The organism is Gracilibacillus alcaliphilus, from assembly GCF_016909015.1.
GTDB classification, from domain to species: domain Bacteria; phylum Bacillota; class Bacilli; order Bacillales; family Amphibacillaceae; genus Gracilibacillus; species Gracilibacillus alcaliphilus.
This window is the reverse complement of record NZ_JAFBFA010000014.1, coordinates 87,217-102,594: the sequence shown is the minus strand read 5'-3', so window position 1 is coordinate 102,594 and position 15,378 is coordinate 87,217. Positions and strand designations below refer to the sequence as shown.

13 protein-coding genes are annotated in these 15,378 nt (G+C 42.9%); 2 read left to right on the top strand and 11 right to left on the bottom strand.

Going from position 1 to position 15,378, the window contains the following annotated elements:
- The first annotated feature begins 129 nt into the window (after window positions 1-129).
- Complete coding sequence (locus JOD18_RS12140; RefSeq protein ID WP_204669293.1) at window positions 130-2,283, top strand: glycoside hydrolase family 3 N-terminal domain-containing protein; 2,154 nt, start codon at window positions 130-132, stop codon at window positions 2,281-2,283.
- A 23-nt stretch (window positions 2,284-2,306) separates the two neighbouring features.
- Window positions 2,307-5,621: a GH36-type glycosyl hydrolase domain-containing protein gene (locus tag JOD18_RS12135; RefSeq protein ID WP_204669292.1), complete on the top strand. Its 3,315-nt coding sequence runs from the start codon at window positions 2,307-2,309 to the stop codon at window positions 5,619-5,621.
- A gap of 57 nt (window positions 5,622-5,678) precedes the next feature.
- On the opposite strand, the gene JOD18_RS12130 is transcribed toward JOD18_RS12135, so the two are convergent.
- The 11 genes from JOD18_RS12130 to JOD18_RS12080 all read right to left on the bottom strand — a co-directional run bounded on the left by JOD18_RS12130 (window position 5,679) and on the right by JOD18_RS12080 (window position 14,876).
- Window positions 5,679-5,939 (bottom strand): hypothetical protein, encoded by a 261-nt coding sequence (locus JOD18_RS12130; RefSeq protein ID WP_204669291.1) that lies wholly within the window; start codon window positions 5,937-5,939, stop codon window positions 5,679-5,681.
- A 10-nt stretch (window positions 5,940-5,949) separates the two neighbouring features.
- Window positions 5,950-6,369 carry a TcaA 3rd/4th domain-containing protein gene (locus JOD18_RS12125; protein ID WP_204669290.1) on the bottom strand — a complete coding sequence of 140 codons (420 nt, stop codon included), beginning with the start codon at window positions 6,367-6,369 and terminating at the stop codon, window positions 5,950-5,952.
- Entirely contained in the window at window positions 6,305-6,751 is a 447-nt protein-coding gene (locus JOD18_RS12120; protein WP_204669289.1) for a TcaA second domain-containing protein, read from the bottom strand. Before JOD18_RS12120 ends, JOD18_RS12125 begins: the two co-directional genes overlap by 65 nt.
- Window positions 6,752-7,153: 402 nt before the next feature.
- Window positions 7,154-7,423 carry an AbrB/MazE/SpoVT family DNA-binding domain-containing protein gene (locus tag JOD18_RS12115; RefSeq protein WP_204669288.1) on the bottom strand — a complete coding sequence of 90 codons (270 nt, stop codon included), beginning with the start codon at window positions 7,421-7,423 and terminating at the stop codon, window positions 7,154-7,156.
- 74 nt (window positions 7,424-7,497) lie between these two features.
- Complete coding sequence (locus JOD18_RS12110) at window positions 7,498-8,349, bottom strand: SDR family oxidoreductase (protein WP_338029535.1); 852 nt, start codon at window positions 8,347-8,349, stop codon at window positions 7,498-7,500.
- Window positions 8,350-8,363: 14 nt separating this feature from the next.
- Window positions 8,364-9,521, bottom strand: coding sequence for a GNAT family N-acetyltransferase (locus tag JOD18_RS12105; protein WP_239588088.1), 1,158 nt, complete (start codon window positions 9,519-9,521; stop codon window positions 8,364-8,366).
- Window positions 9,514-10,848, bottom strand: a complete 1,335-nt coding sequence (locus tag JOD18_RS12100) for a F390 synthetase-related protein (protein WP_204669287.1) — start codon at window positions 10,846-10,848, stop codon at window positions 9,514-9,516. The genes JOD18_RS12105 and JOD18_RS12100 overlap by 8 nt, the downstream gene beginning before the upstream one ends.
- Window positions 10,841-11,719: an MBL fold metallo-hydrolase gene (locus JOD18_RS12095; protein WP_204669286.1), complete on the bottom strand. Its 879-nt coding sequence runs from the start codon at window positions 11,717-11,719 to the stop codon at window positions 10,841-10,843. Before JOD18_RS12095 ends, JOD18_RS12100 begins: the two co-directional genes overlap by 8 nt.
- Window positions 11,685-12,683: an NAD-dependent epimerase/dehydratase family protein gene (locus JOD18_RS12090; RefSeq protein WP_204669285.1), complete on the bottom strand. Its 999-nt coding sequence runs from the start codon at window positions 12,681-12,683 to the stop codon at window positions 11,685-11,687. The genes JOD18_RS12095 and JOD18_RS12090 overlap by 35 nt, the downstream gene beginning before the upstream one ends.
- Window positions 12,680-13,894, bottom strand: a complete 1,215-nt coding sequence (locus JOD18_RS12085; protein WP_204669284.1) for an ATP-grasp domain-containing protein — start codon at window positions 13,892-13,894, stop codon at window positions 12,680-12,682. The genes JOD18_RS12090 and JOD18_RS12085 overlap by 4 nt, the downstream gene beginning before the upstream one ends.
- A complete protein-coding gene (locus tag JOD18_RS12080; RefSeq protein WP_204669311.1) occupies window positions 13,884-14,876 on the bottom strand; it encodes a beta-ketoacyl-ACP synthase III in 993 nt (330 codons plus the stop codon). The genes JOD18_RS12085 and JOD18_RS12080 overlap by 11 nt, the downstream gene beginning before the upstream one ends.
- Between the last annotated feature and the right edge of the window lie 502 nt (window positions 14,877-15,378).

The following is a 15,378-nucleotide window of genomic DNA, read 5'->3' as shown; positions in this document are numbered from 1 at the left end:
TTGTGTTAGACTTTTGAATCATATACACTAAATAGTTACATTCGTTTTTTCAAAAAGGGAGTCATTCTTATCTTTGATGAAACGTTTCTACAAATCGTGTATAATACTTTACTTCAGGAGGAATGCTATATGTCCAAATTACAACCTTTACTGGATCAGATGACACTGCAAGAAAAAATCGATCAATTAGTTCAATTAGCAACCCCCTTCTTTAAGGGCGCAAAAGATGCAGGAGAAATAACCGGACCTATGTTATCTATGAACATAAAAGAAGGAAACATTCAAAATGCTGGTTCTGTGCTTGGTGCATCTGGAGCGGCAAATATTCGGGCTATCCAAGCAAAACATTTGGAAGAAAATCGACTCAACATTCCATTGTTATTTATGTCAGATGTAGTGCATGGGTATAAGACCATTTTTCCGATTCCTTTGGCTATCGGCTGTTCATGGAATACTGATCTTGCTGAGGAAAGCGCCCGGATCGCAGCCAAGGAATCTGCCGTTTCCGGGATTCATGTTACCTTTGCACCTATGGTAGATCTGGTGAGGGACCCTAGATGGGGGCGTGTAATGGAATCCACTGGTGAAGATCCTTACTTAAACGGTGAATTTGCCAAAGCCCAAGTTCGCGGATTTCAAGGTGACCAATTAAAAGAAAGCAAAGAACATGTAGCAGCCTGTGTAAAACATTTTGCGGCTTATGGGGCAGCAGAAGGCGGACGTGATTATAACACCGTAAATATGTCTGATCGTCAGCTGCAAGAAATGTATTTACCTGCTTATAAGGCTGCAATTGATGAAGACTGTAGAATGGTCATGTCTTCTTTTAACACGGTAGATGGCATCCCTGCTACCGCAAATCAACATTTAATGAACGGAATTCTTCGTCAGGAATGGGGTTTTGATGGTGTAATGATTTCTGACTGGGGCGCTGTAAAAGAGCTCATTCCACATGGTGTGGCAGCAGATAAAGCAGAAGCCGCTGCCAAGGCATTACGTGCCGGAACAGATATTGAAATGATGACCGACTGTTATACCAGCCACCTTCAAGAATTGGTAGAAACCGGTGTTATCGAAGAAAGCTTAATTGATCAGTCTGTCTTACGCATTTTGCAGTTAAAGGATGATCTAGGTTTATTTGAAAATCCATATCGCGGAGCAGATCCAGAACTAGAAAAACAGATAGTGTTATCAGAGCAACATAGAAAGGTAGCAAAGCAGGTTGCATTAGAAAGCTGTGTATTACTAAAAAATGAGCAAGTATTGCCTTTAACAAAAACACAAAAAGTAGCACTGATCGGTCCATTCGCAGACAGTGGAGATATTCTTGGACAGTGGTCATGGCAAGGCTCAAAAGAAGACGCCGTTACACTCCGTCAAGGATTTGCTAATCAATTACAGCAAGAACCATTTGTTGCTAAAGGAAGCGAAATCGAAGCAATAACTGCAGCTTTTGTAGAAGAAGCACTAATAATCGGTGAACAGGCAGATGTGTTAGTTGTTGCCCTTGGCGAAGACGCCACAATGAGCGGTGAAGCAGGCTCGCTAACAGACATTCAATTACCTGAAGCACAGCTAACGTTATTAGAAAATTTAGCAACATTAAATAAGCCGATTGTAACAGTTATTTTTAACGGCAGACCACTTGACTTACATGGTGTCATAGAGCATTCTGATGCCGTAGTGGAAGCTTGGTTCCCTGGTACCGAAGGCGGAAATGCTTTAGCAGACCTACTGTACGGTGAGCAGAACTTTTCAGGAAAGTTGACCATGTCGTTTCCAAACCGTGTCGGCCAAATCCCTGTTTACTATAACCACTACAATACCGGCAGACCAAAAGATGCAGCTGATGCACAAGTAAGATATGTATCACAATACCTTGACAGTCCAAATGGACCATTATTTCCATTTGGTTATGGCTTGAGCTATACCACCTTTTCCTATCAAGAACCTGTCCTTTCCACTCATCAATTAACAAAAGATGAGACATTAACTATCACGGTCAAGGTTAAAAACACAGGTCATACATCAGGTAAAGAAACCGTTCAGCTGTACGTTCAGGACTTAGTCGGTGAGGTAGTACGGCCTGTCAAGGAATTAAAAGCTTTCGAAAAAGTCAGCTTACAGCCAGGAGAAGAAAAAGAAGTACAATTCACATTAACGGAAGCGCAACTCCGTTATTTCCATGCAGATATGAGTTACAGCAGTGATCCAGGCAGCTTTAAGGTATTGGTGGGACCAAACAGTCAAGAAACAGCAAGTCAATTATTCACACTCGTTTAATATCCTGAAAGGAAGTGAAAACAGTGACAGTACAACCTATACAGACTATTACTTCTGATTCATTAGCCGTCTCTGTTTTATCTAGCGGTGATATCTATCACATCAAACACCAAGAGACGCTAATCAACCAAGTTTTATCAAACAGTCTAGATGGATCTTTACAGAATATATATTTACGTGTATTCCAAGCAGATGACACTCCAGTTATTGCTCCTTTATTAGGGGTACAATCCAACAGCACCTTCTTATTAGGTAATAACAAGGCCAAATGGACAGGGAGGTTTGCTGGTGTAGATTATGAAGTGATTTTTCACCTTCATTCCTCTACTTGGTTCTGGGAGGTTAATCTAAATGGTGCCAATCAACAAGCAGATCTTATCTATGGCCAAGATGTAGGACTGGCTAGCCAAGGAGCGGTTCAGTCAAATGAATCATATGTTTCGCAATACATCGATTATCAAGTTTTTGAAGACAAACAACAAGGATATGTCGTATGTGCAAGACAAAATCAGTCGCAAGACGGGCAGCATCCTTACCTGCAGCAAGGAGCCTTAGGCAAAACAACCAGCTATTCGACCGATGGATTCCAATTTTTTGGCTTATCTTATAAAACAACTAATCAACCAGAGGCATTGGCAAATAAACAATTAGCCAACTGCATTTATCAGTATGAATTTGCTTATACAGCTTTGCAGTCTGAACGATTCACATTAGACGGCGAGCAGCAATTTGTTTTTTATGGACACTTTCAAGCAGATCATCCAGACGCTGTAACAGAGCTAGCATTTACTGAGACCATTCAACAGGCATGGCTAACAGTCAGCAAGCAGCAGACAACGTATGAAACAAAGCCTACTATGACATGGTTAGAGGAATTTGCCGAACCGCTTCAAACCGATCCAATGACTATAGACGAGATCACCAGTTATTTTCCGAACCGAAAACTAGAGGAATATCAAGAAGATCAATTGTTATCCTTTTTCACAGATACACATGAACATATTGTGCTCAAGGAGAAAGAACAATTATTAGAACGCCCTCATGGGCATATCTTATTAAGCGGCAATAATGAGAAAGTCCGCGATGATGTCTTTACCTCCACCTCGTATATTTATGGAATCTTTAATTCACAAGTATCAGCAGGTAATGTGGAACTCAATAAATGGATGACTAATTCTCGCAATTCATTGAATCGTTTCAAAACAAGCGGCCAGCGAATCTACATCAAACTAGATGATCATTATCAGCTGCTGACTATGCCATCTTTGTTTGAAATAGGTTTTAACTATGTGCGCTGGTACTATAAAACCAATACCGATACGATTATCGTTACCAACTTTACCATGGTCGATCAGCAGCAAGTGCAGCTACGGGTAGAATCTAAATCCGGACAGGCTTATCCTTATCTCTTAACACAACAGCTAACAGAGTCTTTCTTCTCCACTGCAAAAATAGAGGGAGAAAAGCTATATTTTGCTAAGGAGCAAGCGGAGCAGGAAATATACCCAGAGCTGCATTATCAAATGACGATTACCGGCAGCGAGGTAATGTTTCATGATGAGGGCAGGCTTGTTTCCAATGCCCAGTCTGGGGAAGCCTCCCTATTAGTTGCTGAATTAACCGCAACTAAACAATTCACCGTTGTCTTGCAAGGGGATGTGAGAAAACCGATGCCATCGTTAGATATTGCCGATTTCGAGCAGGAAGCAGAACGCTACCGCGCCTTTTATCAGCAATTGTTACGTGGATTCCAGCTTAAAATAGAAGGAACCAAGCAAACAGCGATCGAGAAACTGAACACCCTTGCCTGGTGGTATACCCACAATATGCTTGTTCACTTCTCTAATCCACATGGTTTAGAGCAATATGGCGGAGCCGCCTGGGGCACGAGGGATGTCAATCAAGGACCGCTTGAGTATTTCATGGCAACCGGCAACTACCAAACAGTGAAAGAGATTATCAAATCCGTGTATGCCCACCAGTATCACGACAAAGGGAATTGGCCGCAATGGTTTATGTTTGATCAATATACTTCGATCCAACAGGAAGAAAGCCATGGAGACATTATTGTTTGGCCATTAAAAGTTATCGGGGATTACTTAGAAGCCACTGGGGATACATCGCTATTAGAGGAGAAACTCCCTTATGTTGACCGACATAGTAAACATTTCACTAAGCAGACATATTCCCTATGGCATCACCTTGAGAAACAAATGGAATATGTGAAACAAAACTTTTTACATGGTACACACTTACCTGCTTATGATGATGGAGATTGGGATGACACCTTACAACCAGCCAATCCTGCATTCAAAACCAACATGGTCAGCTCCTGGACAACGGCACTGCTTTATCAATCACTAACCAAACTTGCCACAATTGGAGCACAACACGGCTATCAGCAAGCTGCACAGTGGAATGAGTTGGCTCAAGTCATCAAACAGGATGTGCAGACCTATATGTTAGATGACGAGGTAATGCCTGGGTTTATTTATATGGAAGATACGGCTCACCCAGAGAAAATCCTCCATCCATCAGACCAGCGCACAGGTATCCAATATCGGCTGTTACCAATGCAACGCGGAATTATTAGTGAGTTATTCACCAAAGAACAGGCAGAGAGTCATTATCAGCTGATCAGAAATAAGCTGTATTTCCCTGACGGTGTGCGGCTGATGAGTCAGCCTGCTCCTTATAACGGCGGCGTCAGCACACATTTCAAACGTGCCGAACAAGCAAGTAACTTTGGCCGTGAGATTGGCTTACAGTATGTACATGCTCACATTCGGTTTATTGAGGCAATGGCCAAGTTAGGGAAACCAGAAGAAGTTTGGCGCGGCTTAGCAGTAATTAATCCGATTGGTATTCAAGAGGTAGTAGCTAATGCAGAGCTGCGGCAAAGCAATGCTTATTTCAGCAGTTCTGACGGTAATTTTGCCACCCGTTATCAAGCAGCAGAAGCGTTTGATAAACTGCGTACAGGGGATGTTACTGTAAAAGGCGGCTGGCGTATTTATTCCAGCGGCCCGGGAATCTACCTGAATCAACTTATCTCGAATGCTTTAGGAATTCGGGAAATGCCAGACTATGTGATAATCGACCCTGTCATCGAAACAGATTTAGACGGACTTCAATTTGAATTCCAGTGCTTAAACAAACCAGTAACCTTTGTATATCATACAGGAGCCTCACAACGCAAGGTGATAGTAAATGGTCAGGATATACAAACAACAAATTTAGAGAACCCTTACCGCAAAGGTGGATTCCGATTAGATAAGGCAGATTTAGCAGAAATACTAAAAGCTGACGGCTCCAACCTTGTGCATGTTTATCTGTAATATACTAAATCATAGAATAGCGGCCTTCCCTCTAATTTTCGGTGGGAAGGCCGCTATCTATTTCTTGTTGCATAACTTTTTAAAAACTGTTTTTACAATATCATCACCTGTCATATCGCTGCCCCAATTAGAGTCTACACTATGAACAATCCATTTATCTTCTTCTTCTAGATACTCTAATTTAACTGTTTGATCACGATACTCCTCTTTTGGTTCGTCATCACCAATATGATGTTTGCGAATGGTTATAAATTCTTCATGAAATTCTACCGGTAAACTGACATAATGCTTTCCGCCAGAACCTTGTTCGTATGACACCGCACCATAATTAATTCTTGACTGCCTCTCCCCATGGCAACGGAGCTGTTCCTTGGATCGTGATATCAGCAGAAACTGGACCAAATCTAGGAGTTTCACTATCTGAGTCCATACTAAAATCTACTTCTTCTCCATTAACCTTAAGGTTCGTATCTGGAATAGATGAAGTAACCCTAATATACTCTCCCGTTAAGCCAAGATTAATAGATTTCGTAAAGGAACTTAAGCTTGTTAAAGAAAAACTATCGCTATTGTTTACAGCAGCATAGGCATATTCAGCTTCGGCCTGAAATTCATACTCCCCTGGACCATACAAACCTAATGCGCTATCATCTAAACTGTCGATTTCGATCGCATCACTTTCATCAATACGTGACAGAAATATGATCGGGTGCAGCAGCTGCCGAATCACTCGAAGCAGTGATTTCATATTTTCTTACCTTTAAATCACCGTCTTCATTAAAGTAAAGAAGACCTTCTTCATTGGATAACATTGTATCATTATCCAGCGCCTGAGCTTGTTGGTGAAGTAAAGTTAATTGTTCCTGATAGGCTTCACGATCATCATGGAAATAACCAATGACATCATTTGCCTGTTGCACTGTCCAATATGTATCCTCGTCTACTACCACGAGTTCAAAAAGGGAATCGGGATCCCTGTTTTCTACCGTACCGGAAAACTTTTCAATCGTTTTCTCCGGATTAGCTGAACATGCAGCCAGAAAGACAAACATAATACCGATTGCAAAAACCATGTATGTTTGTTTGAGCTTCGACTTAATTGTTTTCTTAACCTTGCCTTCTATTAACACAGGGAAATTCGCCACGTCATGTTATTTGGTTCTTGAGAAATCTTTTCAAAGGGATTTTTCGATATGGAAGGACAACAACCACATAGTGGAATTAACTTAAATAATGGTTATAATAGCTTGAAGAATAACGATAGATTGCTAATCTGTTCTCTAAACATTCACTCCCATGCCCGAAAGCTCGAAGGCGTTTTTCTACTTAATCAGATAAATGACATCTGATGTATCTTAATTGGCAATGCTGCCAAAGTGCAGTAGCGGTAATTTCCATTCTCAGATACGATATTACTAATGCAGACGTGTCTAGACGGAAATAGCTATGCACCTTGATAAGTCATATGTTATGTACATTTTCTTTCTCTTGTAATAGAAGTAATACACATCATTACTACAACCCTGCCAGCGCTACTTGGTCTTAAGCTGTTCTACAATTTCCTCAGCCATCTCTTTACTAAGTGTAATCTTACCGTCTGCAAGCGTGATGTTATCTGGACGTACCTCTCCTGTTATCAAACATGCTGTTGCCGGAACATATTTTTGCAGCACAATCTTTTCTCCATCGACAAAAATTTCAATTGGATCCTTGATTTGGATATCCAGTATATTTCGTAGCTCTTTAGGAATAACCATTCTTCCCAATCCGTCTACTTTTCTCACAATTCCTGTACTTTTCATGCTATGTCCCCCTCTATAATTTAACCTCTATATAACTTACCATATTAAGCTTATATTGTTAAACAATCCGTTACTTACTTCTTATGTATTTGCTTAATAATGACTGCCTCAAAAATCTTCCATGGTAGCAATGATTTCAGTGCAATCGCAAGTGCGGCTCCCTTGCCCATAGCATAGCGCAGCCGCGGCTTACGTTTTTGAGTAATAAGCACAATTTTCTTGGCCACGGCGATTGGCTGATCCGCCTGCCTTGTCAACAGTTTACCGAATGATACAACTGCTTGCATAGGCTGTCGGAAAGGAGAATCCGCTTGACTTGTGTGCTCAATATGAGAAAAACCTTTAGACCAAATCTCTGTCCGATAGGCTCCCGGCTCCACTAACACTACATCAATCCCATATACCGCCACCTCTAATCGGAGGGATTCACTAAAACCCTCTAAGGCAAATTTCGAAGCAGAATATGGACTGTAACCCGGAAAGGCGACCACGCCCCCGACACTGCTTATATTAATAATTTTGCCACGCTGTTGCTGTCGCATGATCGGCAGGCAGGCTTGTGTTAAAAACACAACCCCAAAAAAGTTTGTCTCCATGCTTGTACGCCAATCTTGCTCAGAGATCTCTTCACTAAAGCCCCCCATCGACACCCCTGCATTGTTCACTAGTACATCCAAGCGTTGAAACGTCTCACTAATTTTTTGAGGAATCCTTATTATGTGCGCTCGATCGGTGACATCTAACGGCCACACGACTATTTGATTTCTGACTTGTTCTTTTTCCGCTTGTTCTAGCAGCGGTCCTTGCTTATCAAGGTTACGCATAGTCGCAATCACCTGATAGCCTGCCTTTGCCAGTTCGATAACCGTCAATAAACCGAAGCCACTGGAAGCTCCTGTCACTAATGCTACTTGTCTTTCCACCACATTGTACCCTCCCTTTACAGTTTGTACTTCTGTAATAATGGAATACCAACTTTACGAATCACCTTTTCTAGTACAGTCCAAATCACCCGTCGGCGCCAAGGTAAGTGGCGATCCACTACACAGGAATATTCTATTTCCGCTTGCGCCCCACGATAGCGCTTAAAGGCGGCAGCTCCGGAACTGCGGTTTAAAAACAATCCTTGCTCGCGAGCAAACACAAATAATTGTGCTACCAGCATTCGATATAAGCCTGTTGTCAAAGGCTGGTTCAGATCATAACCTAATAATGGCGTAGTCATCTGGCCGTTTCGGCTAAAATAACCGAGTACCCCGTCAATTCTGCCATCTTTACGCAAAACATGGAAATGGAGCAGTTTTTTCTCTAAGGCTAATTGAATAAAACGTTCATTAAATTGTGGATTACAAGGAGAATATTTTTGAATATAGAGTTCTCGATATAAATATGCTATTCGTGGAATATCCTTGGACTCTAATTGACTAGCATCTATCCACTGGTATCCTTGCTGTTCTGCCAACCGCAAATCACGCCGCAGCTGCTTACGTGCTTTTGCTCGAAGGGAGTCACCGGCTGGATCCATCACATAAATCTGTCTCGACCCTACAGATTTAGCTCCTTGCTCAGCAAAGGACTTCAGCAAAACAGCATGCTTCCTTCGATGCAAGGATCGGAATATGTAAGCATGGTTAGGAAACCTCTCTCTCAATAGAGCCAGGATCAGTTCTAATTGTTCTTCTGAGATGGCAGGATATAGATTAGTTGATACCAGCCAATTATTCACATGCACCACACGGTTGATCTGACTTCGCTTATAGACCCAGCTTAGCCCTTTCAGCAATGTAGAGAAGGTATTTCGCAGCCATGTCTGGTCAATAAGATAAAGCTCTTCCTCTGCATAAGAGTAATAATGGGTATAAGGAGAGCAAACATAGGTGTTGTCATATTCCGTTTCATTCACAGTAAGCGGCAGCACCAAATCATCCACTCTTAATATATAGAGATCGGTTCGGGCATTATCGATAAAATGTTGCGTTGATTCGGTGAGCATTGGTTCCAGAAATGCCTGAGCATAACGGCCGTCTTCTGTATCTGGCCAAGGAATGCGTCCACTCATTGTTTTATCATATAAAGCAATTCTGGTTGGATTATTCAATGGCAAACTTCCTCTCTACTCGCTTGAGCTTTGTTGCAGGCGACCGGTGATCCTGCCAGTCCGTAAAGGCAAGAACAGGGCAGCGGCAAGCGGTTTGCCGGCAAAGATCCTGCAGCCGTTGCTCAATCTGCTGATAAATCAAAAGCTTTGTTTCTTCAGTTGGCTTATTCTCTAGGCAAAGGGCAACCTCCACCCGATCTGGCTGATGCTGAATTACTTTATACTCCAGAATAGGTGCTGTAACTTGCAGTATCGCACGACGAATAAAGTCAGGAAAGAATGGCTCCAGTCGTGCTTGTTCCGTATGATAAAAATAAAAAATATCATCTGTCCTGCCTTCAATAGAGGCAATCGCTGTAAAAGGAGAACCACAGCGGCAAATCGTTTGTTGTTCTGTCAAAATATCATTAAGCCGATAACGGATAATGGGCTGAGCTTTCCGGGAAAAATCAGTAATAATCGGCATAAACTTACCTGACTTCCGATCTAAATACTGCTTCTCTATCTTCACGATATCCTCATTTAAATGGAGTGTCCCCTCTGTACAAGTATGCGCCAAAAAGCCTTCCGTACATTGATAGATCTGATGAACAGGCTGATTAAACTGCTGTTCGATAATCTGTTCATCCAACGGATCTAGTACCTCGGCCACTGAAATAATCTTGCTGGGTTGAATCACCAGTTCACCAAGTCGAACAGAGTCTGCAATCATACGTAACATGGAAGGCGGTGCCACCAAAATCGTTGGCTGTTGTTTCTGCAATGCTTCCCGATGGACAGAAAAAGGTGAAAGCAAGTCATAAAATTGAAATTGTAAATGGCGGCTGCCTACACTCTGATATAAATTACTGTTTGCCCTCAGAAAAAAGGCAATCCGCTGTTTATGCCAAATCGGCCGTGGTAACGCACGAGCAAGGATCGCACCAGCCCAACGAGTTCGCTCTTTCTGACTGACCAAGAATATTCCGCGGTGGCCTGATGTCCCTGATGATAAGCCTACGGTAACCGAGCCAATCGCTGGAGAAAAGTCTCGACTCTCCTCTGCTTGCAATGCAACAGACAATGCTGCTTCCTTGGTAATTTCGACTGTATTTAACTGATCAAAATGTGCCATCATCACCGCTTTATCTATGACAGGAAAATGACGCCATTGACTATCTTGATAACCCTGCCACCAATCACGATAAAACTTGGAATGTGCCCTGACAAATGAGATATGGTCGACAATTTGTTTTTCCTGCCAACGTTCTAAGCTTTGCCGATCTTTGGGCAAAAAGCGGTAATTTCTTCGTATGTATTGCCCTAAAATACGTAATGAATCATGCATCCTCATCCCCCCTTACCTTCTGTTTCCAAACCGCTGGACAATGCGAGGCAATCAACTGACAGGCTGGATGCTGTTTCTGAAATTCTCCCAATTGTTGAAAACTGTCAACCAAGGCCGAGCGGTCGTCTATAATCAGATAAGTTAACCAATGCGGCAAAGATTGTATTTCTACTGCTTCTTTCGACCAGGCTGCATCAGCGCACAAGAAATAGGACTGTTGTAGGGTTTGACACCATAAACCAAATTGTCCGATCGCATGACCCGGTAAATTAATAGCAACCAATGTTTGATCTCCCAACAGGTCATAACCTGTCTGAAAAGGGTCCAGTCCAGATAAAGATATCTCTGGCAAGCTCTCAATTGGCAGCAAACGCTCCGTAAAATCTTCCGGCAATAACTCTGGCAAAAAGCCAGCCTTCACTTGCCTCCAAGCGGGTAATGATATCAACTCCTGATAGGCAAACTGACAAGCAATAAACTTGGCGTTAGGAAAATCACGTATGCCTGATATATGATCGGCATGAAAGTGAGACAGGATCACATAACGCACAGCTTTCGGATCCACACCACGAGCCAACAGCTGAGCACTGGCACTATCCTGTGCTTGAAATTGAATCGGGGTTGCATATCGATAGAGGCTGTATGGGAACGTTTGACTAGCCTGATAGAAATGCTCCGCATATCCAGTGTCAAATAGGATAATACCATGGATTGGATGATGGATGATCACACAATGTGCCGGGATCGATACATTCCGCCACCGTTTTGTTCGACAAGTAAGCTTCTCTTTCTGTATACAAGTGCCCGTAGTAATTACTTCCACCATATCTACTGCCTTAAGGGAGGGATTGTGACTGATACCATTCCACATAACGATCGATTCCCTCCTCCACAGTAACCATAGGCTGATAATGAAGTTCCTGCTGTGCTGCCGAAATATCCAATGTTAAACTCTTCCCCAGCATTTCTACCGTCGTTCGAGTTAACATCGGTTCTTTGCGGGGATGGAAAATACGCGCTTTCCACTCCAACGCTGCCGCCAACCTATAGGCTGTCTGATAAGATACATGCTTAGGACGCATTTGCTGACCTAACTTTTGGAAAAAGAGAGTGACTAAATCGTGAAGGGCCATCGGTTCCCCATTCGATATATTATAGATCTTTCCAACACTAGACTTAGAAACGTGGATTGCCTGCATCAATGCTTGAATCACATTATCTATATAGGTTAAATCAATTTGAGCTTGGCCGCCATCAATAAAAGGTAGCCTTCCTTGACGATTGGCCTCCATAATTCGGGGTAAGATATTCGGATCTTGAGGCCCAAAAATAGCTCGCGGGCGCAGGATAATCGTTGCCAATCCCTGTGCAAATCCTTGTTCCACCTCTTGTTCTGCTAATCGTTTAGTCGCTGCATAGTGATTGTTGTATGCCGCAGGCAGTTCCCTATCTTCTGTAATAAGCAATTGATCTTGCCCATTGCTGTATACACTTGGGGTTGATACATATATCAACCGCTCTATCTGTTCTGCTGCACACGTCTCTACCACATGGCGGGTAGCGAGCACATTATGCTGATAGAAGTCTTGATATTTGCCCCAGCTGCTGGACAATGCTGCACAATGTATAACCGTTTCCTGCCCCTTACATAAACGCTTAATCTGTTCTTTCTCCAATAAATCAACTCGACGAAAAGGAATACCAAGCGCCTTTAACTGCTGACCAACCTTTTCATTTCTTCCGGTTGCTGTCACCTCATAGCCATTCTCGTATAATTGCAGTACTAATTGTTTTCCAAGGAATCCTGTCGCTCCTGTCACCACGATTTTCTTCATCTGCTATCACCATTCCATTCTATGTCGAATGTTGTTGCTTCCATTAAAGAGATCTGCTGTTGTTTACTTAGATGATACACGAACCACAGGTAACGAATTTGCTGCAAAAAAGGGAACGGATCCCGCCAGCGAAAGACAACATCCCGGCCCTGCCAGATGAACCGCCACCACTTATGCACATCCCTCCACGACCTTAACGAAGTGATACCGAACGACCACATGGCCATGGCAATCATTGCACAAGCATCAGAGCGCGGTTCGATGCTTACTGTTCCTGGGAAAAATGCTGCTGCTAGTCGATCCATTGGCTGAAATAGATGAACACCACTTGTTGCACGGGGGTTGCATTCAATGGCATAGACCTGACCTGTTCTCGCCTCTACAATAAAATCAAATGCAACTTGACCATGGAGCTGATAAGATGTCACAAATTGCTGAATCCATGCTGTTATATCTGGCCTTTCCACCATACGAAAGCTAATACACGAACCAGACCCAGCAGTAAATTCCACGGGATAAACTGCATGAGCAGCAATTTGACCGTGTTGTACGATACTATAACTGCAATAGGCCTGACCTTCAATATAGGATTGGGCAATCCAGCTGCCCGGTGTTGTTAAATATCTCTCCAAAAGCTTTTTTGCTGCTAATGGGGTATTCGTTTCCGCCTCATAAATGATTCCATCTGTCTGAACATTAATAATTTGTACGTTGGTAGAAAAACGAGAGTATACCGGTTTTAATACCCATTTCCCAGGTTGACTAATCATATCCTCCCAATCCTGTCTGCTGTTCAATACGAAAGTTTCGGGAACTGCTAAGTGACAGTCCTGACTCATTTCAACAAACCGGCCTTTATTATGCAAGGCGATCAGCTTATCATAGTCATCCATAAACAGCTGACAATGAGGCTGCAGCTGTTCAGCAGCTGCAGCAATATAAAAAATCTCTTCACAAGTGGGGATTACTATATCGATCTGTTCCCTTTTTATAACATCAATCAATTCCTCGACAAAGGCCGCTGTAGCTAAACGAGGTGCCGGAATACGGTATACAGCCGCTACGGCATGAGACACACCACTCAGAGGTGCCGAACAACTTTCAGCGATCACAATATAATGGCCTGCCGCACTCAAATGGCGAGCGAGTTCCAATGCGACAGGTGCACGACCGCCAGTTAGCAGAATACGGCAAGATGCCTTAGTAGACAAGTACCATCCCTCCTAGAGAAAGTCCTGCCGATGTTCCCAACAGAAGAATACGATCTCCCCGCTTCAGGCGCCCCTGATGAAGGGCTTCATATAATCCCATTGGCAGAGAAGCTGCAATGGTATTACCATGTGTCGGGGTAATATACATTAACTGTTGCTCAGAAATACCCAGTTTCTTTGTAATTAGCCGCATCGCCATCGCACTGCCTTGATGCGGTATCACCACATCTATATCTGCCATCGTACAGTTGGCTTCCTTCAATAATGTATCGACAAAATCCGGGAGCAGCTTTGCCGCCATTTTGTAGATGGCCTTGCCATTCATCTCAAATAAAAAGGGCTCCAGTTCTTGCGTGATGCGTGGATGAAGCTTCGTGCCTCCCCCACGGATTTGAGAAAACTCCGCTCCAGCACTATAGGTTTCCATTTTGGACGACAAAATTCGTGAAACTGCCTGTTGATCGCCCCGTTCGACAATAACGGCGGCCGCACCGTCACCAAACAAGGCGGCACTCTCTTTATGCTCCCAATTTAAACCAATTGAGGCAATTTCGGAGGAGACAAATACTACTCGCTGATACCGCCCTGCCTCGATCACATAAGACATCATATCTAACCCAACAAGAAAGCTTAAACAAGTGGAATTAATATCAAAAGCAGGCACACCTGAATGTTCTTGTCCTAATGCCTTTTGAATCAGGGAAGCTGTACAAGGAATCTCCTGCTCAGCCGTCCCACTGACAGCCACTATACAATCAATGTCTTCAAATGAAAGCTGCGCCGCCTCTAATGCCTCTTGAATGGCATACGCCCCCATCTCGGAAGCTGTTTCTGTTTCTGCATAATGCCGAGAACGAACATCGGTTTTCCTTTCAACCCAGCCTGGCTTCACCCTTAATTTCTGATCCAATTCCTCAGACGTTACTACCCGACGCGGCATATATTTTCCCACACCAATTATTTTTACATACTGACTCATGATGAATTACTCCTCTGTGTTTCAGTTTATCCCTGCCAAAACTAGTATGTTAGTCTCTCTTTATATTCCACTGTATAGAAGCTTTTATGACTATAGGCTATAAGAGGTTGTTCAAAAAGTCCAATAAAAATGACACGGTGAATTTCTGCGTTGGCTTGCTTTTCCGCTACTCACGTATTAAAAGCATACGTTCCGTGGCTCAAAGGCTGCGCCGCCTTGAACTTCTTGTTCCTTTTCACTGGACTTTTTGAACACGCACTATAAGATAAAAAGAAGAAAGATAACAAGTTTTATAGATTTTTTCATAGAGTTAACCGCCGTAATTCCCTCACCTAAAACTTCAAGAAGATCAAAGAATTTAGATAAGGTGCACTATTTATCAGCGAAGATGAAAGAGCACTGACAGACTCACCAACAGGTATCCAGACGTCTAACTTTCGCTACTGCATAGATCATTACGACAATCTATATACTGCTAATACGAAAGAATACCTTGGTGGGTTGC